At 65.6% G+C, this 21,245-nt stretch carries 24 protein-coding genes and 1 pseudogene; 16 read left to right on the forward strand and 9 right to left on the reverse strand.

Annotated elements, in window-relative coordinates:
• Window positions 1-18: 18 nt before the first annotated feature.
• From NG698_RS02275 to NG698_RS02300, 6 genes are all read left to right on the forward strand, one after another.
• Window positions 19-861 (forward strand): helix-turn-helix transcriptional regulator, encoded by an 843-nt coding sequence (locus tag NG698_RS02275; protein WP_374209895.1) that lies wholly within the window; start codon window positions 19-21, stop codon window positions 859-861.
• Window positions 861-2,324 (forward strand): Fe-S cluster assembly protein SufB, encoded by a 1,464-nt coding sequence (sufB, locus tag NG698_RS02280; RefSeq protein ID WP_252598789.1) that lies wholly within the window; start codon window positions 861-863, stop codon window positions 2,322-2,324. The genes NG698_RS02275 and sufB overlap by 1 nt, the downstream gene beginning before the upstream one ends.
• A gap of 2 nt (window positions 2,325-2,326) precedes the next feature.
• Window positions 2,327-3,613: a Fe-S cluster assembly protein SufD gene (gene sufD, locus NG698_RS02285; protein WP_252598790.1), complete on the forward strand. Its 1,287-nt coding sequence runs from the start codon at window positions 2,327-2,329 to the stop codon at window positions 3,611-3,613.
• Window positions 3,614-3,629: 16 nt separating this feature from the next.
• Window positions 3,630-3,989 carry a non-heme iron oxygenase ferredoxin subunit gene (locus NG698_RS02290; RefSeq protein ID WP_056339825.1) on the forward strand — a complete coding sequence of 120 codons (360 nt, stop codon included), beginning with the start codon at window positions 3,630-3,632 and terminating at the stop codon, window positions 3,987-3,989.
• Between the two features lie 113 nt (window positions 3,990-4,102).
• Window positions 4,103-4,891 carry a Fe-S cluster assembly ATPase SufC gene (gene sufC / locus NG698_RS02295; protein WP_056339828.1) on the forward strand — a complete coding sequence of 263 codons (789 nt, stop codon included), beginning with the start codon at window positions 4,103-4,105 and terminating at the stop codon, window positions 4,889-4,891.
• Between the two features lie 12 nt (window positions 4,892-4,903).
• Window positions 4,904-5,236, forward strand: coding sequence for a metal-sulfur cluster assembly factor (locus tag NG698_RS02300; RefSeq protein WP_160670844.1), 333 nt, complete (start codon window positions 4,904-4,906; stop codon window positions 5,234-5,236).
• Between the two features lie 158 nt (window positions 5,237-5,394).
• On the opposite strand, the gene ypfJ is transcribed toward NG698_RS02300, so the two are convergent.
• Window positions 5,395-6,276 (reverse strand): KPN_02809 family neutral zinc metallopeptidase, encoded by an 882-nt coding sequence (ypfJ, locus tag NG698_RS02305; protein ID WP_252598791.1) that lies wholly within the window; start codon window positions 6,274-6,276, stop codon window positions 5,395-5,397.
• Window positions 6,277-6,337: 61 nt separating this feature from the next.
• On the opposite strand from ypfJ, the gene NG698_RS02310 reads away from it, so the two are divergent.
• On the forward strand, window positions 6,338-7,744 hold the full coding sequence (locus tag NG698_RS02310) for a class I adenylate-forming enzyme family protein (protein ID WP_252607950.1): 1,407 nt from the start codon (window positions 6,338-6,340) through the stop codon (window positions 7,742-7,744).
• A 16-nt stretch (window positions 7,745-7,760) separates the two neighbouring features.
• On the forward strand, window positions 7,761-8,963 hold the full coding sequence (locus tag NG698_RS02315; protein ID WP_252608017.1) for a thiolase family protein: 1,203 nt from the start codon (window positions 7,761-7,763) through the stop codon (window positions 8,961-8,963).
• Window positions 8,964-8,989: 26 nt separating this feature from the next.
• Here the strand turns inward: NG698_RS02315 and NG698_RS02320 are convergent, their stop codons facing one another.
• Genes NG698_RS02320 through NG698_RS02330 form a run of 3 tightly spaced genes read right to left on the reverse strand, consistent with a single transcriptional unit; the run spans window position 8,990 to window position 10,963 of the window.
• A complete protein-coding gene (locus tag NG698_RS02320; RefSeq protein ID WP_252598793.1) occupies window positions 8,990-9,613 on the reverse strand; it encodes an energy-coupling factor transporter transmembrane component T family protein in 624 nt (207 codons plus the stop codon).
• Window positions 9,610-10,326 (reverse strand): energy-coupling factor ABC transporter ATP-binding protein, encoded by a 717-nt coding sequence (locus tag NG698_RS02325; RefSeq protein WP_252598794.1) that lies wholly within the window; start codon window positions 10,324-10,326, stop codon window positions 9,610-9,612. The genes NG698_RS02320 and NG698_RS02325 overlap by 4 nt, the downstream gene beginning before the upstream one ends.
• 7 nt (window positions 10,327-10,333) lie before the next feature.
• Entirely contained in the window at window positions 10,334-10,963 is a 630-nt protein-coding gene (locus tag NG698_RS02330) for a biotin transporter BioY (protein ID WP_252607951.1), read from the reverse strand.
• Between the two features lie 281 nt (window positions 10,964-11,244).
• Here NG698_RS02330 and NG698_RS02335 point away from each other — a divergent pair, with 281 nt between their 5' ends.
• Window positions 11,245-12,843 (forward strand): ABC-F family ATP-binding cassette domain-containing protein, encoded by a 1,599-nt coding sequence (locus tag NG698_RS02335; RefSeq protein ID WP_252607952.1) that lies wholly within the window; start codon window positions 11,245-11,247, stop codon window positions 12,841-12,843.
• Between the two features lie 133 nt (window positions 12,844-12,976).
• On the opposite strand, the pseudogene NG698_RS02340 reads toward NG698_RS02335, so the two are convergent.
• The 4 genes and pseudogenes from NG698_RS02340 to NG698_RS02355 form a co-directional block, all read right to left on the reverse strand.
• Window positions 12,977-13,153, reverse strand: a pseudogene (locus tag NG698_RS02340) (YbaK/EbsC family protein); the annotation flags it as partial.
• A gap of 103 nt (window positions 13,154-13,256) precedes the next feature.
• Window positions 13,257-14,150, reverse strand: coding sequence for an SURF1 family cytochrome oxidase biogenesis protein (locus NG698_RS02345; protein WP_252598797.1), 894 nt, complete (start codon window positions 14,148-14,150; stop codon window positions 13,257-13,259).
• On the reverse strand, window positions 14,151-14,426 hold the full coding sequence (locus NG698_RS02350) for a hypothetical protein (RefSeq protein ID WP_058932504.1): 276 nt from the start codon (window positions 14,424-14,426) through the stop codon (window positions 14,151-14,153). It abuts the gene before it with no gap.
• Window positions 14,423-14,857, reverse strand: a complete 435-nt coding sequence (locus NG698_RS02355; RefSeq protein ID WP_252607953.1) for a DUF3099 domain-containing protein — start codon at window positions 14,855-14,857, stop codon at window positions 14,423-14,425. Before NG698_RS02355 ends, NG698_RS02350 begins: the two co-directional genes overlap by 4 nt.
• A 144-nt stretch (window positions 14,858-15,001) precedes the next feature.
• Between NG698_RS02355 and fabG the strand changes: the two genes are divergently transcribed.
• From fabG to NG698_RS02375, 4 genes are all read left to right on the forward strand, one after another.
• On the forward strand, window positions 15,002-15,727 hold the full coding sequence (fabG, locus tag NG698_RS02360) for a 3-oxoacyl-ACP reductase FabG (protein WP_104061453.1): 726 nt from the start codon (window positions 15,002-15,004) through the stop codon (window positions 15,725-15,727).
• Between the two features lie 114 nt (window positions 15,728-15,841).
• Window positions 15,842-16,594, forward strand: a complete 753-nt coding sequence (locus NG698_RS02365; RefSeq protein WP_252598799.1) for an SDR family oxidoreductase — start codon at window positions 15,842-15,844, stop codon at window positions 16,592-16,594.
• A 194-nt stretch (window positions 16,595-16,788) separates the two neighbouring features.
• Window positions 16,789-17,334 (forward strand): VOC family protein, encoded by a 546-nt coding sequence (locus NG698_RS02370; RefSeq protein ID WP_252607954.1) that lies wholly within the window; start codon window positions 16,789-16,791, stop codon window positions 17,332-17,334.
• A 24-nt stretch (window positions 17,335-17,358) separates the two neighbouring features.
• Window positions 17,359-17,634 carry a VOC family protein gene (locus NG698_RS02375; RefSeq protein ID WP_252607955.1) on the forward strand — a complete coding sequence of 92 codons (276 nt, stop codon included), beginning with the start codon at window positions 17,359-17,361 and terminating at the stop codon, window positions 17,632-17,634.
• A 59-nt stretch (window positions 17,635-17,693) separates the two neighbouring features.
• On the opposite strand, the gene serB is transcribed toward NG698_RS02375, so the two are convergent.
• Window positions 17,694-18,587 (reverse strand): phosphoserine phosphatase SerB, encoded by an 894-nt coding sequence (gene serB, locus NG698_RS02380; RefSeq protein WP_104061456.1) that lies wholly within the window; start codon window positions 18,585-18,587, stop codon window positions 17,694-17,696.
• A gap of 167 nt (window positions 18,588-18,754) precedes the next feature.
• Here serB and NG698_RS02385 point away from each other — a divergent pair, with 167 nt between their 5' ends.
• From NG698_RS02385 to NG698_RS02395, 3 genes are read left to right on the forward strand one after another with little or no spacing between them, the layout of a single operon-like run.
• On the forward strand, window positions 18,755-19,540 hold the full coding sequence (locus NG698_RS02385; RefSeq protein ID WP_058932497.1) for an ABC transporter ATP-binding protein: 786 nt from the start codon (window positions 18,755-18,757) through the stop codon (window positions 19,538-19,540).
• 18 nt (window positions 19,541-19,558) lie between these two features.
• Window positions 19,559-20,344, forward strand: a complete 786-nt coding sequence (locus NG698_RS02390; protein WP_252598802.1) for a sulfite exporter TauE/SafE family protein — start codon at window positions 19,559-19,561, stop codon at window positions 20,342-20,344.
• A gap of 7 nt (window positions 20,345-20,351) precedes the next feature.
• On the forward strand, window positions 20,352-21,176 hold the full coding sequence (locus NG698_RS02395; protein WP_252598803.1) for a TrmH family RNA methyltransferase: 825 nt from the start codon (window positions 20,352-20,354) through the stop codon (window positions 21,174-21,176).
• Window positions 21,177-21,245: the final 69 nt, after the last annotated feature.

The following is a 21,245-nucleotide window of genomic DNA, read 5'->3' on the forward strand; positions in this document are numbered from 1 at the left end:
TTACGACATGATTGTGTTGTGTATTCCATGACCAATGCTCCTGCTGTGCCGTTTGCCGGGCACCGAGCGCCGCGTGCCGCCGCTGACCGCGGCCACGTGGCCGCTGTGCCGGTGGCGGACTCGGACGAGCGTACACGGGACCGGGTCCTTGGTGCCGTGCTTGAGCACGGCCCCATCAGCGCGGCGGAACTCGGCGACATGCTCGGTTTCACACCCGCCGCGGTCCGGAGGCATCTTGATCATCTGGCCCGCAGCGGGGTTATTGAGGTCAAGCGCGTGGCCAAGGCCGGCGCCGGCGCGGGACGTCCCGCCCGCCGCTACGTCCTGAGCTCGCAGGGCCAGTCCACGCTTGGCAACGATTACCTCGACATCGCTACCCTCGCGCTCAAGCAGCTCCAGGCAGTGGCGGGCGACGACGCCGTCCGCGCGTTCGCCGTCGAACGTTTTGCCGACATGGAACGCCGGTACGCACCCGAGGTCGAACAGGCCGGACCGGACATTACCGCCAGGGCGCAGGCACTGTCCGCGGCGCTGAGCCGGGATGGCTTCGTGGCGTCGGCCGCCTCGATAGAGGCCAAGGCCCCGCTGCCGGCAGCACTCTCCAGCGTCCAGCTGTGCCAGGGGCATTGCCCCATCCAGCAGCTCGCCGCCCAGTTCCCTGTCTTCTGCGATGTGGAGACCGAAGTGTTCTCCCGGCTGGTAGGCGTTGACGTACGCCGCCTGTCCACGCTGGCTCGCGGTGGACACGTCTGCACCACCCATATACCCACAGGCCGGCTGGTTGCCGGGGGACCCCGCGTCCCGCAGGCAGCCCCCGCCAGCCTGGATGAAGTAACCAACCATCAGCAAGAAAGGCCGTGATGACGGACCAACTATCAGAGAAAGCGGTAGCCGAAGACACTGTGATCTCGGAGATTCTGGAAAAGAATCCTGAGCTCCACGGCATCGGCACGTACGAGTACGGCTGGTCCGACAAGAACGACGTCGGCGCCAACGCCCGCCGTGGGATCAATGACGAGGTCGTCCGTGACATTTCGGCCAAGAAGAGCGAGCCCGAATGGATGCTCGATCTTCGGCTCAAGGGCCTGAAGTACTTCGACCGCAAGCCCATGCCCACCTGGGGTGCAGACCTCTCCGGCATCGACTTCGACAACATCAAGTACTTTGTGCGGTCCACCGAGAAGCAGGCCACCAGCTGGGAGGACCTGCCCGAGGACATCAAGAACACGTACGACAAGCTCGGCATCCCCGAGGCCGAAAAGCAGCGCCTGGTTTCCGGCGTCGCCGCCCAGTACGAGTCCGAGGTTGTCTACCACCAGCTGCGTGAGGACCTTGAAAAGCAGGGCGTCATTTTCCTGGACACCGACACCGCACTGCGCGAACATCCTGAGATCTTCCAGGAATACTTCGGCACCATCATTCCCGTGGGCGACAACAAGTTCGCGTCGCTGAACACGGCCGTCTGGTCCGGCGGTTCCTTCGTGTACGTCCCCAAGGGCGTCCACGTGGACATCCCGCTGCAGGCATACTTCCGCATCAACACGGAAAACATGGGCCAGTTCGAGCGGACCCTGATCATCGCCGACGAGGACTCCTACGTCCACTACATCGAAGGCTGCACCGCGCCGATCTACACCTCGGACTCGCTGCACTCCGCCGTCGTGGAGATCATCGTCAAAAAGGGCGCCCGCGTCCGTTACACCACCATCCAGAACTGGTCCACCAACGTGTACAACCTGGTGACCAAGCGTGCCATCTGCGAAGAAGGCGCCACCATGGAATGGGTTGATGGCAACATCGGCTCCAAGGTCACCATGAAGTACCCGGCCGTCTATCTGGTAGGCGAGCACGCCAAGGGCGAGACCCTGTCCATCGCGTTCGCCGGCGCCGGCCAGCACCAGGACACCGGCTCGAAGATGGTGCACATCGCGCCGAACACGAAGAGTTCCATCATTTCCAAGTCCGTGGCCCGCGGCGGCGGGCGTGCTGCCTACCGCGGCCTGGTTCAGGTCCGTGAAGGTGCGAAGCACTCGGCGAACACCGTCCGTTGCGACGCGCTGCTGGTGGATACCATCAGCCGTTCGGACACCTACCCGTACATCGACATCCGTGAGGATGACGTGGTGATGGGCCATGAAGCAACTGTTTCCCGGGTCAGCGAAGAGCAGCTCTTCTACCTGATGTCCCGCGGCATGCGCGAAGACGAGGCCATGGCGATGATCGTCCGTGGTTTCATCGAGCCCATTGCCCGCGAACTCCCGATGGAGTACGCACTCGAGCTGAACCGCCTGATTGAACTGCAGATGGAAGGGTCCGTCGGATAACGATGACTGAAATCACTACTGAAAAGGCCCGCATCGGCGCGCCCTCGGCCCAGCCGTTTATCAACGGTTTCACGGAAGAAGGCGAAAGCCTGTCCCCGATCAACTCGGCCACGTCCAAGGCCCCGCTGGCCGGGGAAGCGGTCAAACGCCACTCGCACGGCGGCGGTGTGGGCATTCCGGACAGCTCACGAGCCGGTCGGCTGACCTCGTACAACCTGGCGGACTTCAAGCCGCTCACCGGGCTTGAGGAGGACTGGCGGTTCACCCCGCTCAAGCGCCTGCGCGGCCTGCACAGCGAGGTCCTGTCGGGGGCGGCTCCCACCGTCACCGTCAGCGGCCCGGAGCGGGTGACGGTCGAAACCGTGGCCCGCGGCGATAAGCGCATCGGTTCCGCCGGCATCCCGGAGGACCGCGTGTCCGCCAACGCCTGGGAGAACTTCAGCGAAGCCACCGTACTCACCATCCCGGCGGGGTTTGAAGCCGATGCCGAGATCACCGTCGTGATCGAAGGCACCTCCACGGAGGCAGCTGCCCAGCACGTGGTGATCGTCGCGGAGAAGTTCTCCAAGGCCATTGTGGTCCTGGGCCACCAAGGTACGGCTGTTGTGTCCGAAAACATCGAAATCGTTGTTGAAGACGGCGCCAACCTCACGGTTGTTTCGCTCCAGGAATGGAACGACGACGCCGTCCACGCCTCCTCCCAGCAGGCAAAGATCGGCCGCGACGCCAAGCTCAAGCACGTGGTGGTCAGCCTCGGCGGGGACCTGGTTCGCGTCACGCCGTCGGCCCGTTTCACCGCCCCGGGCGGTGAAGTGGAAATGTTCGGCCTGTACTTCGCCGACGCCGGCCAGCACCTTGAGCAGCGGCTTTTCGTTGACCACGCAGTGGCCAACTGCAAGTCCAACGTGCTGTACAAGGGCGCGCTGCAGGGCCGAAACGCCCACGCCGTGTGGGTAGGCGACGTCCTGATCCGCAAGGAAGCCGAAGGCACCGACAGCTACGAGGCCAACCGCAACCTGCTGCTCACGGACGGCGCCCGCGCCGACTCCGTGCCGAACCTCGAGATCGAGACCGGCCTGATCAAGGGTGCCGGCCACGCCAGCGCCACCGGCCGGCTGGACGACGAGCACCTGTTCTACCTCATGGCCCGCGGCATCCCCGAGGATGTTGCCCGCCGCCTGGTGGTCCGTGGCTTCCTGCACGAGATCATCCAGCAGATCAAGGTACCGGCCCTCGAAGAGCGGCTCACCGAGGCTGTTGAGCGCGAACTCGCCGTGACGAACAACTAGACGGCGCGGAAAACAGATGACTGACCAGCCAAAGGGCGAATTTGTCTGCAAGACGGATGAAATCCAGCTCAAGCAGGCGCTCCGGATCCTGATCGATGACTACCCCGTAGCCATCGTGAAGGACTCCATGGGAGACATCCACGCCATCGGGGACACCTGCTCGCACGCGGACATCTCACTGTCCGAGGGCGAAGTGGAGGGCTGCATGATCGAGTGCTGGGGCCACGGCTCCCAGTTCGACCTGCGCAGCGGTGAGCCGCTCCAGCTCCCCGCCTACGATCCCGTCCCGGTGTTCGCCGTCGAGATCGTCGGCGACGAGGTCTACGTGGACTTCACGAACGTGCTCAACGGAGCGGAAGCCCCGAACTTCAGCTAGCAGCATCAACCGGGCAGATCAGCCGCGAGCAGCAATACCAAGCAACAGAACCAAACTTCCAGATACAGACCGCACCACCGCCGGAGGGCGCGGTGCAGAGGAGAACAAGACCTATGTCTACTCTTGAGATCAAGGACCTGCACGTCAGCATTGACACGGAGCAGGGCACCAAGGAGATCCTGAAGGGCGTCAGCCTGACCATCAAGACCGGTCAGACCCACGCCATCATGGGCCCCAACGGTTCGGGCAAGTCCACCCTGGCCTCCACCATTGCCGGGCACCCGCGCTACAAGGTCACCAGCGGAACTATCACGCTCGACGGCGAAGATGTCCTCGCGATGACCGTTGACCAGCGGGCCCGCGCCGGCCTCTTCCTGGCCATGCAGTACCCCGTGGAGGTCCCCGGTGTCAGCATGACCAACTTCCTGCGCACCGCCAAGACCGCCATCGACGGCGAAGCACCCAAGCTGCGTACCTGGACCAAGGACGTCAAGGCGGCCATGGCCCAGCTGCGCATCGACGCAGACTTCGCCGAGCGCAACGTCAACGAAGGCTTCTCCGGCGGCGAGAAGAAGCGCGTCGAGATCCTCCAGCTGGAACTCTTCAAGCCGAAGTTCGCCATCCTTGACGAGACCGACTCGGGCCTGGACGTTGACGCCCTGAAGGTTGTCTCCGAAGGCGTCAACCGTGCACACGAGGCGGGCAACATGGGCACGCTGCTCATCACCCACTACACCCGCATCCTGCGCTACATCAAGCCTGACTTCGTCCACGTCTTCGTCGACGGCCAGGTTGTCGAAGAGGGCGGCCCGGAACTGGCTGACCGCCTCGAAGACGAAGGCTACGACCGGTACGCGACGGGCGCCGGTGCAGCCACCATCGCTGCTGCCGCACAGGCCTAGATAGGACTTGCCATGACCGAAATCAATGTGGCCCGCACGGGCCTCGAAGATGTCGAAGAGGCACTCAAGGACGTCATCGACCCGGAACTCGGTGTGAACATCGTGGACCTCGGGCTGCTGTACGGTCTGAAGTACTCCGACGACGACGGCGCGCTGCTGATCGACATGACGCTCACCACGGCCGCCTGCCCGCTCACCGATGTCATCGAGGAGCAGGTAGGCAAGTCCCTCGACGGCGTCGTTGACGACTGGCGACTGAACTGGGTGTGGATGCCGCCTTGGGGTCCGGAGCGGATCACCGACGACGGCAAGGACCAGATGCGCGCCCTCGGCTTCAACATCTGATCCCCACCGCCTCCCTAGCCTCGCTTCGCTCGGCCAGGGAACCCTGGCGGCGTGGCCCCTGACATGAAAGTACGACGACGGCCGGTCACCTCCCCAGCGGAGGTGGCCGGCCGTCGTCGTACTTGTCTAATTGGTTCTGCCGCCGGCCGCGGATCCTGTCAGAGGGTGGCCGCCGAGAATGTGTCGCACTGGTTGATGTCGCCGGTCTGGTAGCCGGTGTAGAACCATTTCTGCCGCTGTTCGCTGGATCCGTGCGTCCAGGCCTCGGGCGAGACCTGTCCGGTGGCGGCTTCCTGGATCCGGTCGTCGCCCACCGCTGACGCTGCGGACAGGGCATCGTTCAGGTCCTGCTGGGTGATCGGTTCCAGGAACGGCTGGCCGTCGGGTCCGGGCTGGGTTGAGGCGTGCTTTACCCAGAGGCCGGCATAGCAGTCGGCCTGAAGTTCCACGCGGACGGCACCGGACTCGGGCCCCTGCGGGTCCTGCTGCGCGCGGTCGATGTACCCCAGCACGTTCTGGATGTGGTGGCCGAATTCGTGTGCCACCACGTACTCCTGCGCCAGGGGACCGCCCGAGGATCCGAAGCGGTCCACGAGATCCTGGAAGAACCCGGGATCGAAGTAGGCGGTGCTGTCAGCCGGGCAGTAGAAGGGGCCCACCGCACTGGAAGCCGTCCCGCACGCGCTGTTGACGGCCTGGTCGAAGATCACCGTTTCCGGCTGCGGGTACTGCACGTTGTATTGCTGGAGATACGCCGGCCAGAACGCGTTCAGGCTGTTCACCGTGCCGGTGATCCGGCAGTCCAGCCGCGCGTCGGCGTCGGCCCCCGTGGTGCAGGCCGGCGCCGTGCCCTGGTTCTGATCAGCCGTGCCCGCCCCGCCGGTCAGGCCTTCGAGCAAGGCGGGGTTGACGCCGAGGAGCACAGCTATCAGCAGGACGATTCCGCCACCGATGCCGCCGCCGACCTTGGCCCCACGGCCCATGCCACGCCGGTCCTGGACCTGGGAAGGGTCCAGCTGCACGTTGTCATTGAAGCTCATGAAGTCACAATAGCCCTTAGCGGCACCACCGAAGCGGAGTCCGGCCGGTAAAGTTGGGACGATGCCTTTTCTCGATAGAATCCAGCGCTGGGCCGAAGAACGCCCCCATGACACCGCCGTCGTAGTGGCGGGCAGGCGCCTGCGCTGGGCTGAGCTCCGGGACGCCGCCGCAGCCGCCCTTCCGGAGACAGCTGCCGTCACCGTCCTTGCGGAGGCCAACTCCGTCGACTTCGCCGCAAGGTTCGCCGCAGCCGTTGCCGGCCGGCGGCAATGCGCCGTCCTGGACCCGACCTGGCCGGAGTCCCTGCACCAGGAGATCGTTCAACGGCTGGCAGAGTCGGCCAAGCCCGGCATGGTTTCCGCAGCGGATGCCTTGGCGGACGGGCCGCCGGACTCGACGTTCCTGATCGGACTCACCTCCGGCACCACGTCAGTGCCCAAGGCGTTTACCCGGTCCAGGCAGTCCTGGCGGCAGTCCTTTGACGCGTCCGTTGCGTTCTTCGGCCTCGCCCAGGACGACGTCACGCTCGCGCCCGGGCCCTTGGCCGCCAGCCTTAACCTCTATGCCCTGGCTGAGTGCCTCTACGCCGGCTCCGAATTCCAGACGCTGGAGAGTTTCGACGTCGGTGATGTCCACGCCGCCATTACGCACGACGGCGTGACCCGGCTCATCCTCGTGCCCACCATGCTGCGGCTGCTCAGTGAGCGCGGCCTGACCGGCGGCGTGGATGCCTCCGGCATCCGTACCATCATCTGCGCCGGCTCGAAGCTGGACGCACGCACCCTCGAAGCGGCACGGCGCTGGGCGCCGAACGCCACCATCTTCGAGTACTACGGCGCGTCCGAACTGAGCTTTGTCTCCGGTGTGGGGCTGGCGGCGGGGGAGGTCCTGGACGCCGGGGGAACAGGCATCGGACACCCGTTCCCGGGCGTGGACGTCAGAATCCTGGATGATGAGGGTTCCGAACTGCAGGACGGCGAAGCCGGCAATATCTGTGTCCGCAGCGGCATGGTGAGCAACGGCTACCTGTGGGGTGACGACGGCCAGGCGCTGCGCTCCTTCAACGGCTGGTTCACGGTGGGGGACCAAGGCTACCTCGCCGACGGCGAACTGCACATCCTTGGCCGGCGCGCCGACATGATCCTGACCTCGGGAAAGAACGTCTATCCGCACGAAGTGGAACTCGCCCTGGCGGCCGTGCCGGGGGTGGCTGCTGCGGTGGCCGCCGGAATACCCGATGATCTCCGCGGCCAGCGGGTGGTCGCCGGCGTCGTTCCGTCCCATGGCGGAGTCACGGCCATGCAGCTGAAGGCCGGACTCGAAAACATCCTGCCGCGGGACAAGCGGCCCCACCAGTACTTCGCGCTCTCCGAACTTCCCATCACGGACCGTGGCAAGGTCAGCCGGAACATCCTGCTCGACTGGATCGGCTCCCAGGATCCCAGGGCGCGGCACCTTGACCGCTGACCTGCGGCCCCATGGCATGCCGCCCGGCGACGTGCTGCCTGCGGACCGGCAGCCCGTGATCATAGCGGCGCGGCGTACCGCGGTCCGGCGCGCCAACGGTGCACTGAAGGAACTGCGTGCGCACCAGCTTCTCGCACCGGTCCTGGTCAACCTCCTGGCAGACTCCCACGTGCCGGCCGAAGAAGTCACGGATGTGGTGATCGGCAACGCCGTGGGCGGCGGCGGCAACGTGGCCCGCCTGGCCCTGCTCGAGGCGGGCCTGCCGGTCGGTGTGCCGGGACTGACCGTTGACCGCCAGTGCGGGTCAGGCCTGGATGCCATCGTTCTGGCCGCCCGGCTGGTTGCTGCCGGCGGCAAACCCGTGTATCTAGCCGGGGGAGTGGAGAGCATCAGCACGGCTCCGCTGCGGGCCCACCGGAACGACGACGGCGAGCCTGACTTTTTTGCCCGGGCCCAGTTTGTGCCGCACAGCTTCGGCGACCCGGATATGGGGGTCGCCGCCGAGAATATAGCGGCCCGGTTCACGGTCAGCCGGGAGCGGCAGGATGCCTCCGCGCTGCGCAGCCACCAGCGGGCGCTGGCCGCGGCTAAAGCAGGCTTCTTTGCCGGCGAGATCACCACCCTGGAGACGTCCGCTGGACCCATCAGTGCCGACGACGGCCCCCGCCCTGGCCTGTCCGCCGCGGTTCTCAAGCGGTTCCCGCCCGCCTTTGTGCCGGGGGGCACTGTCACCGCCGGGAACTCATGCTTCGACGCGGACGCCGCTTCCGCCGTCGTCGTTACTTCATTGCAGCGGGCACGGGAACTGGGAGCCACAGACGGGCTCCTGGTGCTGGCCACGGACACTGCCGGTGTGGACCCGGAGCTGCTGGGGATCGGCGCAGCAGTTGCCGCGGCGCGGCTCCTGCAGGCGAGGGGGCTGTCAGCTGCCAGCGTGGACCTGGTGGAATTCAACGAAGCCTTCGCGTCCCAGACCCTGGCCTGCCTGGACCAGTTGGGCATTGATCCGGACCGGGTCAACGTCGACGGCGGGGCGCTGGCATTGGGCCACGCCTACGGGGCGTCCGGTGCGGTGCTGGTGACCCGGCTTCTCGCCCAGGCACGGCGGGCCGGGAACCATGGCTCCCTGGCGCTGGCCCTGATCAGTATTGCCGGCGGCATGGGCACGGCGGCGCTGCTGCGGTATGAGTTGCTGGCCGGAGACCACCTAGACTCCTAAGCCGCACACGACGGACCAAAGACCCGTCAGTCTTCCGCGTCGCCCAGCCCGCGGGCAGCCAGCGCTTCGCCGGTCTGGCGGGCGAAGGCCACGGTGGTGATGAAGACAGGCAGCACGAGGGCACGCGGGTTGCGCTCAAGCCCGCGGGCCCGGGCGGAATCCCTGACGTCTGCAAAGGCGCCGGCGATATACGGGATGCTGCGGAGCATGATGGCGATGGTCAGCGCAAAACGTTCAGGGTCCGCGCCGAAGCGGCGGAATGGCGTGGCCAGCGACACCACGCCGTCCAGGATCCGCTGCATGGGCGTGGTGGCCATCAGCAGGGATGCCGCCACCACGCAGACCAGGATGTTCAGGACAATCCGGGCGGCTGTGGGTCCGCCGAGCTGCCACCACTGGAACAGGCCGATGACCACCAGCACCAGCGCAACAGGACGGACAGCACTCACGAGGCGCCGGGCTCCGGCGCCGGTCAGGAGAAAAAGTGCGCCGAGCGCGGCCAGGACCGCGGCGGAGACCAGCCAGTCGACCACCAGGAAAGACACCAGGCCGCAGCCCACCACCAGCAGGAATTTCAGTGCCAGCGGCGTCCGGTGGATGATCGAATTCCCCGGGACGTAGTTGGCCAGCAGGAAGCCGTGCCCTCTCACGACGCAGCCACTCCGTTGGTGACCAGCGCCCGGTACGCCTCGACTGCCGCCGCCGCGCCGCCGTCGAACACTACGCGCCCTGCCTCCACCACCAGCACGCGGTCCATCTCCAGGGCGAGGTCGAGGTCGTGTGTGGACATCACGATCTGCTGGTCGAGGACGGACAGCGTGCGGCGCAGGAGTTCTCGGTTCCGGAGGTCCAGGAGGGTGGACGGTTCATCCAGCACCAGGACAGCGGGGTTTACGGCCAGCACAGCGGCGAGGGCCATCAGCTGGCGTTCGCCGCCGGAGAGTTCGTAGATGCTTTGGTCCGCGAGCGGCAGCAGGCCGAGGCGCTCCAGGGCCGCTTCAGCCAGCTGGCGGCGCTCCGCCCCGTTGCGGACCGGGCGGCGCAGCGAAAGCTCCACGTCCTCGCGCCCAGTGGGCATCACCAGCTGCGTCAAAGGATCGGTGAAGACGAACCCCACTTGCCTGCGGACCGCACGCACAGCACGGACGGTGTCGGCGCCGTCCACCGACACTGCGCCGGAACTTGGCTGGACCAGGCCGTTAATCATTCGCAGCAGCGTGGACTTACCGGACCCGTTGGCCCCGATCACGCCGATGCGCTGTTCGGTCAGCTCAAGCGTGACGTCCTGGAGCAGGGACTTGGGTTCCGGGCGGTTGTCAACGGCAACGGCCACGGATACCTGCCGGAATGAAATGGTTGCCATGGCGGGACTAGTTGTTAATCCGCTTCACCCGGCGGACCAGGACGTCGGGAAATGCCCGGTGCAGTGCCACGGCGATCACTGCGGCGAGGATGTTCTTAATCACGTCACCGGGGTAGAAGATCAGGTCTGCGAGGAAGGCTTCACCCAGTGACGCTTTGGTGTTCAGGGCGATCCCGGCAACTCCGAGCGTGTGCACGACGGCGATGCTGGTGACCATCGCCGACGCGAAGAACCACAGCGCCCGGGCACGTGTTGTCCGCCGGATCACCACGGTGGCGAACCAGCCTACAACGGCTGCTGCGATGGGGAAAGCAATGATGTAGCCGGCCGACGGCCCGGCCAGGATGCCCAGGCCGCTGCGGCCCTGGCTGAAGATCGGCAGGCCGGCCAGGCCCAGGAGGGTGTACAGGCCGACGGCGGCGAAACCCCGGCCCGGGCCCAGCATCAGTCCGGTGAGCATCACCGCAAGGGTCTGGAAAGTGATGGGGATGCCGAACACGTTCGCCGCGATGCCGGGCACCATGGCGGAGCCGGCAACGAGTGCCGCAAAGACGGCGATCAGGCCGAGGTCGGTGGCGTTCCAGCGGTTCCGGAGGCGGGAAGCGGTGCCGTTGACGGCAGTGTCAGTCTGGCTCATGGGTGTTCCTGTCGTGGTTGTACAAGCGAAGCATGGGGGTGATCCTGACGTTACCGGCCGCCGTCGGACGCCATTTTGTAGGGGACCTACTAAGCGGGACGCCCGGGACTGACGGCAGGGCACAAACGCTGAGTCAACGCACGACGGCGGTGCAGCGGTTATGGGGTCAAGCTGTGGCCGGTAGACTTGGAAAGGCCGTTCTGTCGGCCATTCTGCCGGCTGCTTCCAGACATCACCCGTTGAGCTGCGGCGTTTCCCTGTTGTGAAAGGCCTTACCTGCTGTGATTACTGTCCAGGATCTTGAACTGCGCGCCGGCGCCCGGCTCCTCATGGACCAGGTGAGCTTCCGCATCGACAAGGGCGACAAGATCGGCCTCGTCGGCCGTAACGGCGCAGGCAAGACTACCCTGACCCGCGTGCTCGCGGGCGAAGGGCAGCCCGCCGGCGGCAAGGTGACCCGCAGCGGCGAGATCGGCTACCTGCCGCAGGATCCTCGGACCCCGGACATGGAACAGCTGGCCCGCGACCGCATCCTCTCCGCCCGCGGCCTGGACATCGCCGTCAACAAGCTCAAGCAGACGCATGAGGACATGGCCAGCGAGGACACCGAGATCCAGCGCAAGGCGATGAACCGCTATGACCGGCTGGAATCCGAGTTCCTGGCCGCCGGCGGATACGCGGCCGAGGCCGAGGCCGCCGCGATCTGCTCCAACCTGGCCCTCCCGGACCGGTTGCTGAACCAGGCGCTCAAGACCCTGTCCGGCGGCCAGCGCCGTCGTGTGGAACTCGCCAGGATCCTGTATTCGGACGCCGAAACGATGCTCCTCGATGAGCCCACCAACCACCTCGACGCGGATTCCATCACCTGGCTCCGCGAGTTCCTGAAGAACCACCAGGGCGGCCTGATCGTGATCAGCCACGACACCGAGCTGCTCGAAGCCACCGTCAATAAAGTGTTCCTGCTGGATCCCAACCGCGCCAAGGTCGACTTCTACAACATGAACTGGAAGCGCTACCTGCTCCAGCGCGAAACGGATGAGCGCGCCCGTAAGCGTGAGCGAGCCAACGCCGAAAAGAAGGCCCAGGTCCTCATCGACCAGGCCAACAAAATGCGAGCGAAGGCCACCAAGGCCGTCGCAGCGCAGAACATGGCCAAGCGTGCCGAACGTCTGCTGGGCGGCCTCGAAGCCGTCCGCGCGACCGACCGCGTGGCAGCCCTGCGCTTCCCGGATCCGTCACCCTGCGGCAAGACCCCGCTAACCGCGGACGGACTCAGCAAGTCCTACGGTTCACTGGAGATCTTCACCGATGTGGACCTGGCCATTGACCGCGGCTCCAAGGTGGTTATCCTGGGCCTCAACGGCGCCGGCAAGACCACGCTCCTGCGGATGCTTGCCGGCGTCGACAAGCCGGACACCGGCGAGGTCGTGGCGGGCCACGGCCTGAAGGTGGGCTACTACGCCCAGGAGCACGAGACGCTCGACGTGGACCGCACCGTCCTGCAGAACATGCGCTCCTCCGCCCCGGACATGAACGACGCGGAGGTCCGCAACATCCTGGGCTCGTTCCTGTTCTCCGGAGACGACGTCGACAAGCCCGCCGGTGTGCTCTCCGGCGGCGAGAAGACCCGGCTGGCCCTGGCCACTATCGTGGCCTCAAGCGCGAACGTGCTGCTCCTCGACGAGCCCACCAACAACCTTGACCCGGCCAGCCGCGCGGAAATCCTCGGGGCCCTGAGCAACTACACCGGCGCCGTCGTCCTCGTGAGCCACGATGAAGGTGCCGTCGAAGCGCTGAACCCCGAGCGCGTCGTCCTGCTGCCCGACGGCATCGAGGACCACTGGAACGAAGACTACCTGGACCTGATTACGCTGGCTTAGCCTTCTCGGCGTCCGGTCGGCTTCCGCTTAGCACCGCGCTGGATTTGCCGCGTGCTCGCTCGTTCCTCGCTTAGACGCACGCTACACAAATCCACCGCGTCGCTGCGCTGACAGTCCACTCACCTTGGCGGAGCTAGCGGACTGCCATTTCCGTTGCCTCCGTGATCCGCAGCAGGTCTTCGTAGGTGATGCTGAACATTGAGTTGTGGTCTCCTGCTCCCGCCCAGAGGACTTTGTGGGCTTTGAGGGAGTTGTCCAGGAGTGTCCTGATCTTTTCCGGGTGGCCTACCGGGGCTACTCCGCCTACTTTTGGCTGTTGTTGCAGACGAACGAGCCAGCACGCGGGAAATCACCCGCGTTGCACAGCGAACGCAACCGACGAGGCGAGCGCAACTGAACGGACAGAACGTGCGTCAGTAACCCTGCGCGTCCAGGAGGGCGTCTTCCTCTTCTTCGGCGGTCGCCTTCTTACGCTTGCGGGCAACAGGCGGACGACGGCGGGCTGCCGCAGCGGCGGAGTGCACCGGGCTGCCTGAATCGCGCGACCCATCCTCATCCTCAAGCTCGTCCGCGGCGTCAATCGCGGCATTCCTGGCCTGCTGCCGTGCGGCGTACCCAAAGCCCACGAACATCAGCACCCCAAACGCGAACCACTGCAACGAATAGGACAGGTGCGTGCCTTCTTCGGTGGCCGGCTTCGGGAACGGGAACGGCATGTCAGCGGGGGCGGGAGATTCAGACGCCAACTGCCCGTAAGCGCCGGTGAGTACGGGATAGCCCAATTGGTCCGAGTAAGTGGGGAGATCGATGGATGCAAGCTGACCGTCGGGGGCGCCGCGGTCCAACTGCGGCTCGCCGTGCTTGAGGCGGACGACGGCGGTCACGGGTCCGGCGGGAGGCGCCGGGATGGAATCGGGACTGCCCGGGTTCTTGTTGCCGATGGGCAGCCAGCCGCGGTCGATCACGACGCTTTCACCGGTCTCCAGCTTGAACGGGACAACCACCTCATACCCAGGCTGCCCGTTCAGTGGACGGTTGCGGACAATCCGCTGGCCGTCGGGATCATACGTGCCCTGGAGTTCCACCTGGGTCCATTCCTTCGACGGGTCCAAGGCGGAGAACTCGTCCCTCGCCTCGTCGAAGGAGATGGGTGTGGCGGAATAGTTGGTGACCACGCGGTTGATCTCCGCGAGGGTCTCTGCGCGGCGGTCCATCTGCCAGCGGCCGAGGAAGACGCAGGCAGCGGCAAAGATGGCGGCAAGCAGGAGGTATCCCAGCCACTTGCTGGAAAAGAGGAAGCGGTACATTCAGCCGTCCTGCCCTACCGGCGCCCGGCCTGTGTCCTGCCCCGAATCCAGGACCAGGGTTTCCTTCCAGAGCCCGCGGGTCTGAAGGTAATCTTCCAGCCAGTCACGGTGGTCATCGCAGGCAAGCCAGGTCTTGCGGCGTTCCGGCGTATGGATTTTGGGGTTGTTCCAGAGCAATTGCCAGGAAGCTTCCGAGCGGCAGGCCTTGCGGGAGCACATGGCCGCCATGGCCGGCGGGGGACCAGCGGTCCCTGCAGCCAGGTCAAAAATGTTCATGAGGCGCGCCGTTCCTGTCCTTGCGTGGGTTCGTCGTCGTCATCAATGAGCTCGCCCTGGATGACCGCTGACGTGGATCCGTCCTGTTCCGGCGACCCGGACGGGCTATCCAGCTCGGCAAGCGGGGCCGCGTCCAGCAGCGAGTCGCTGTGGACCTCCGCCTGGTCGCTGCCATTCGCGATCACCACCGCGATCCACGGGAGGAAGACGGCACCGGCGACCATTACGAGTTTGAACCAGCCGTCCACCACAAAAATGAGGATGAGGCAGACCATGCGGATTCCCATGGCCAGCGCGTACTTGATCATGCGCTGGCGCATGTCCTCCGAGTGGGCGGCCGCCGCGTCCGTAATGCTGTGGACCCCGGAATCCCCAGAGAACCTTTCGGGATCTCCGGGCACGGACTGTCCAGCATGGTTTTCAAGGGTCACGGCTGATTGATCACGCTCCAAAGGCTTGCCTCAATTCTCTCACCATCGTCAGTGGTGCCCAAACGCGGGCTAAGATCGGAGGCAGTAAAATCACACCCCGTCCTACCCGCGGCTGCACATGCCGCAGAATCCCGGAGCGTTTTTATGTCTGAAGCAGCTACAGCGGCCCGCAGCGTCCTGATCACCGGTGGAAACCGCGGCATCGGCCTGGCCATCGCGCAGGCTTTTGTGGCCAACGGCGACAAGGTGGCCGTGACTTACCGGAGCGCGTCGGAGCTGCCGGCCGGGATTCTGGGCGTGAAGGCCGATGTGACTGACGAGGCCTCTGTGGATGCTGCCTTCGCCGAGGTGGAAGCTGCCCACGGTCCTGTTGAAGTCCTGGTGGCAAACGCGGGAATCACCAAGGACACACTCCTGATGCGCATGAGTGAAGATGACTTCACGTCCGTGATCGACACCAACCTCACCGGCGCTTTCCGCGTCATCAAACGCGCCTCGAAGGGCATGATTCGGATGCGCAAGGGCCGCGTGGTCCTCATTTCCTCGGTCTCCGGCCTCTATGGCGCGCCGGGTCAGATCAACTACTCGGCCTCCAAGGCCGGTCTGGTGGGCATTGCCCGGTCCCTGACCCGAGAGCTCGGTTCACGCGGGATCACAGCAAACGTTGTGGCTCCCGGATTCATCAACACGGACATGACGGCAGAACTGCCCGAAGCCACGCAGAAGGGTTACCTTTCCAGCATTCCTGCCGGCCGGTTTGCCGAGGCAACGGAAGTGGCGAACGTGGTCCGTTGGATCTCCAGCGACGAGGCGGCCTACATTTCAGGCGCCGTCATTCCCGTTGACGGCGGCCTTGGCATGGGCCACTGAAACTAGCGTGACCGGGCTTGTTTGTGGGGGTCATACAAGCGATTGTGGCGCGAGCGCTGGCATGATGGACTTCAGACCTCAAGCGATTTAGACGCTTCAAACAAAGGAGCCCATATGGGACTGCTGGACAACAAAACCGCCATTGTGACCGGATCCTCACGGGGAATCGGCGCTGAAGTGGCCAAGAACCTCGCTGCCGAGGGCGCCGCCGTCGTAGTTAATTACCGCCAGAAGGCGCCGCGCGCCAACAGGGTGGTCGCAGGAATTGAAGCTGCCGGCGGCCGCGCCACCGCAGTGGGCGCTGACCTCACCACCCAGGAAGGCGTGCAGGCCCTGGCCAGCGCTGCCATGGAGAACTTCGGTTCGCTGGACGTCCTGGTGCTCAACGCTTCCGGCGGCATGGAGTCCGGCATGGCAGACGACTACGCCCTGAAGCTGAACCGCGACGCCCAGGTCAACATGCTCAACGCCGCCGTGCCCCTGATGAAGGAAGGCTCACGCGTGGTCTTCGTGACCAGCCACCAGGCCCACTTCATCAACTCCGTGCCCACCATGCCCGAATACGAGCCCGTGGCCCGCAGCAAGCGTGCCGGCGAGGACGCCCTGCGTGAGCTCCTTCCGAGCCTGGCTGAGAAGGGCATCTCGCTGGTGGTGGTGTCCGGCGACATGATCGAAGGCACCGTCACGGCGACGCTGCTGGACCGCTCGAACCCGGGCGCCATCGAGGCCCGCCGTGCCGAGGCCGGAAAGCTCTATTCCGTGGAGGAGTTCGCTGAGGTTGTGGCCAGCATGGCGACCGCGGACGTCGAATCCGGCCACACGGAATACGCCGGCGGCTCCGACTACTTCGGCAAGGGCGCCGAGTAGCCGTTCCGGGCATCCCGCAAGGGCCGTAGTTGCCCACGCCAAAACCCCATCACCACGACGAGCTCCGGGCAGTACTCCTGCCCGGAGCTTTTGTCTGTCGCGAAGCCCAGTCTGTCTGTCTGTCTGTCTGTCTGTCTGTCTGGGGCATTGTCGAGGGCGTTGTCTATGAGGGCAACGCCGCCTAGGGTTTATGAATGGCACAGCAACCAGAGGTGACAGGCCGTAGCTATCCGGCAGGTGTTCCGTGCTGGGTGGACACCGAGCAGCCCGACGTGGAGGCCGCCATGCTCTTCTATGGCGGAATCTTTGGGTGGGAATTCGAGGACACCGCCCCGTCCGGCGGCACCGGCAGGTACGTCATAGCCACCCTTGACGGCCAGGATGCCGGCGCCATCACGGGCGCCGGAACCGATGCCGCCACGTGGAACACCTACGTCTCCGTCGACGAAGCAGATGCGGCCGCGCGCCACCTGCTCTCCGTCGGCGCAACACTGAAATCGGCCCCTGCCGATGCGGGCTCAGGAGGCGTGCAGGCAGTACTGGCAGATCCCGAAGGCGCCGAGCTCCGCATCTGGCAGGCCCGCGAGCGGCTCGGTGCCCAAGCCGTCAACCTTCCCGGCGGATGGAACTTCAGTGATCTCTACACGACAGACAACGAGGCAGCAGTCGCTTTCTACACGACGGCCTTCGGCTGGCAGTTCGACAACCTGGACTTCGGAATCATGATCCGCCGCCCCTGATACGGTGATCACCTTGAGGCCACCGTGGACCCCAACATCAGGGCTCGCCAGTCGGGCGACCTCGTGCCCCGCGGCTTCGAGGATGCTGTTGCCTGGCTTGCCTCCGCGGCGCCGGGTGAGCGTCCGCAGTGGCACGTGACGTTTACCGTCGCAGACCGGGACCGTACGGCCGAGGATGCGGAGCGCCTCGGCGCCGACATCCTGGGGCAGGACGATACCGAGTGGACGCGCACCGTCCTGATCCGGGATCCCGGCGGAGCCGTATTCACCGCGAGCCAGTACACGCCGCCCACGGGCTGAGCGGACCAGGCTGATCGTCCGGGCTGATTCGACCCGGCCGGCGGGACGGAGCCTGCGGCTCAGACGCCGGCGATGTGGCGCACGGCGTCGAGGTACGGCATGTTGATCGCAGAGTCCGCAACTGCCCGGACCGCAGGTTTGGCATTGAACGCCACTCCCATCCCGGCGGCCCCGAGCATGTCCAGGTCGTTGGCGCCGTCGCCTACGGCAATGGTGTGTTCCATCGCGATTCCTTCTGCAGCCGCCCACTCGCGCAGGTACTTTTCCTTCGCCGCACGGTCGATGACGGCACCGAGCACCTTGCCGGTCAGGGCGCCGTCCACAATCTCAAGTTCGTTCGCCAGCCAGTAGTCCAGGCCCAGATCCTCAGCGATGGGACCCAGGATCTGGTTGAACCCGCCGGACACCACGGCCACCACGTGGCCTGCAGCCTTGAATGCCGCAACCAGCTCAGCGGCACCTTCGCTCAGCTTCACTTCCGCCCGGACAGAATCGACGACGGCGGCCGGCAGCCCTGCGAGCACGGCCACCCGCGCGTGGAGGCTCTGCGCGAAGTCCAGTTCACCGCGCATCGCCGCTTCGGTGACTGCCGCCACTTCCTCCCGCTTGCCCGCATAGGCTGCCAGGAGCTCGATGACTTCCTGCTGGATCAGCGTCGAATCAACGTCCATGATCAACAGCTTCCGCGGAGCCGCACGAAGGCCAGCGGGAACGATGGCGGTGTCCAGGCCATCCTGCGCCGCCTCGGCCACCGCCCGGCGGAGCGCCGAAATGCCGGCGTCCGTGCCATCCGCGACGGCGACCTCGGCAGTGTGGACCTCAAACCGGCTGTCCCCGCCCCTTGATTCGGATTGGAGCGTGGCGCCACTGCCCGTCAGGGCGGAGCGCAGCTTGTCGAGCCCGGAGGCAGTCAATTTTGGGCCATAGCTGACCGCAGTCACGTTCGAAGTCATGGCTGCAATCTTAGCCAGCGGGGGAGAGCCGCCCGAATTGATTGCGCCACGTTGATGGCGAACCCGTGGGCCAGCCAGCAGACGGGCCGTGCCCGGGACTGTGACGGGCGTCGCTGTCCACGTTTCAGTTATCAGTCCGTCCCTGTTTTGTCCTAGTGTCTACTCCTATGAGTGATGTTCTTGAATTGGCCGCCGTCAGCGTTGTCCGTGGGTCTAAGACGCTCCTGAACAAGGTGGACTGGCAGGTCAAGGAGGGCGAGCGCTGGGTCATCCTGGGACCCAACGGCGCAGGCAAGACCACTCTCCTGCAGATTGCTGCAGCCCGTCTCCACCCCACCAGCGGCATAGCCGGCGTCCTGGAGGAAATCCTCGGCTCCGTGGACGTGTTTGAACTCCGGCCCCGCATCGGACTGTCCTCCGCCGCACTGGCCAACCAGATTCCCGGGCACGAAACGGTCCTCAATGTAGTCGTCACGGCGGCGTACGGCGTGACGGGGCGGTGGCGTGAGGGCTATGAGAGGGCTGACGAACGCCGGGCTTTCAGGCTGCTGAATGACTGGGGCATGGGGCCGTTCCTGAACAGGGCTTTCGCGTCCCTTTCCGAGGGTGAGCGCAAGCGCGTCCAGATTGCCCGTGCCCTGATGACTGACCCGGAACTCCTCCTGCTCGACGAACCTGCCGCCGGCCTGGACCTGGGTGGGCGCGAGGACCTGGTGCACCGCCTCACCGAACTGGCCCGTGATGACGCCGCTCCGGCCATTGTCCTGGTCACCCACCACCTCGAAGAAGTGCCGCCTGGCTTCACCCACGCGATGTTGCTCCGTGAATCCAACGTGGTGGCGGCCGGACCCCTCGAGGGTGTGCTCACGGCGGAGCACCTCAGCAAGACCTTCGGCGTGGAACTCGACGTCACAGTCAACGCCGGCCGCTACACCGCCACCGCCCGCCGCTAGGCCACGGCGCCGCCAACCGTGGATCTTCTCAGCAGCATCTTTGTGTTTTTTGCCGGCCTGTGGGCGGGCACCATCAACGCCGTTGTAGGCTCCGGCACCCTGGTCACCTTCCCGGTCCTGATCGCCCTCGGCGTCACTCCGGTGGTCGCTTCCATGAGCAACGCGATGGGCCTTGTGGCCGGCACCGCAGCGGGCGCGTGGGGCTACCGCCGCGAGCTCAAGGGCCGCGGCCTGCAGCTGCTGAAGCTCCTCCCGGCGTCGCTGCTGGGCGGCATCACCGGAGCCTGGCTGCTGCTGCACCTGCCGGAGAAGGTCTTCCACTACGTCGCACCGGTCCTCCTGGTCCTTGCCCTGCTGATGGTGGTGTTCCAGCCGCGGCTGCAGGCCTGGGTCCGCAACCGCGAGGAAAACCCCGAGCACGCCATCAAGGACAAACACCATGGCATCCTCCTGATCGTGCTGGTGTACCTGGCCGGCGTCTATGGGGGCTACTTCGTGGCCGCCCAAGGCATCCTCCTGGTGGGCATTCTGGGCGTGTTCCTTACCGGCACCATCCAGAACGCCAATGCCATGAAGAACATCCTGGTCCTCGGCGTGAACCTTGTGGCCGCAGTGTCCTACCTGCTCTTCGCGTTTGACCGGATCAACTGGCTGGTGGTGCTCCTGATTGCCGTGAGCTCCACGATCGGCGGCCTCCTGGGATCCAAGGTGGGACGGAGGCTGTCCCCGGCTGTGCTGCGGACTGTCATCTTTGCCCTCGGCCTGATGGCGCTGGGCTTTATGATCGCCAACCTGATGAAATAATCAGCCGGTGACAATCCACTACCTTCAATCTGCCGGGGATCCCCGTGTCTCCGACTACACGCAGCTGACGGACGTTCACCTGCGGAAGCTCCGTGAACCGGCTGAAGGAATGTACATCGCCGAATCCTCACGGGTCCTGCGCCGGGCGTTGGCGGCCGGCCACCGGCCAAGGTCGTTCTTCCTGGCGGAGAAATGGCTGGCTGACCTGCAGGATGTCCTCAGTGCCTACCCCGACGTTCCCGCCTTTATTGGCAGCGCTGCCCTGCTCGAAGAGATCACCGGGTTCCACCTCCACCGCGGCGCCATGGCAGCCATGCAACGGCCGGAACCGGTGCCTCTCCACGACTTGCTGGCAGGCGCGCGCCGGGTCGCGATCCTGGAGGACATCGTGGACCACACCAACGTGGGCGCCATCTTCCGGTCGGCCGCGGCCCTGGACATCGATGCCGTCCTGATTTCGCCGCGCTGCGGCGATCCGCTCTACCGCCGCAGCGTCCGGGTCAGCATGGGAACGGTCTTCCAGGTGCCTTGGGCGCGGCTGGAGTCCTGGCCGCAGGACCTGTCGCTGCTTAAGGAAGCCGGCTTCACCGTGGCCGCGTTGGAACTCACCGGGGACGCCGTGGACGTGGACGCGCTTGCCGCACGCAATCCGGACCGGCTGGCCCTGGTGCTCGGTACCGAAGGTGCCGGCATGAGCGCCGAGACGCTTGCCGCCGTCGACCTCGCCGTGAAGATCCCCATGCGCGCCGGCGTGGACTCCCTCAACGTGGCGGCGGCCTCCGCCGTGGCGTTCTGGGAACTCCGGCCCCGCGGTTCGCAGGGTCCGCGCTGATCAGCTATTATTAACAGCTGGCTGTCCTGCGCTTTCTGTCTTGCGGCAGTGAAGCAGACACCAGCCATC

This window comes from Pseudarthrobacter raffinosi, from assembly GCF_023913735.1.
GTDB classification, from domain to species: domain Bacteria; phylum Actinomycetota; class Actinomycetes; order Actinomycetales; family Micrococcaceae; genus Arthrobacter; species Arthrobacter raffinosi.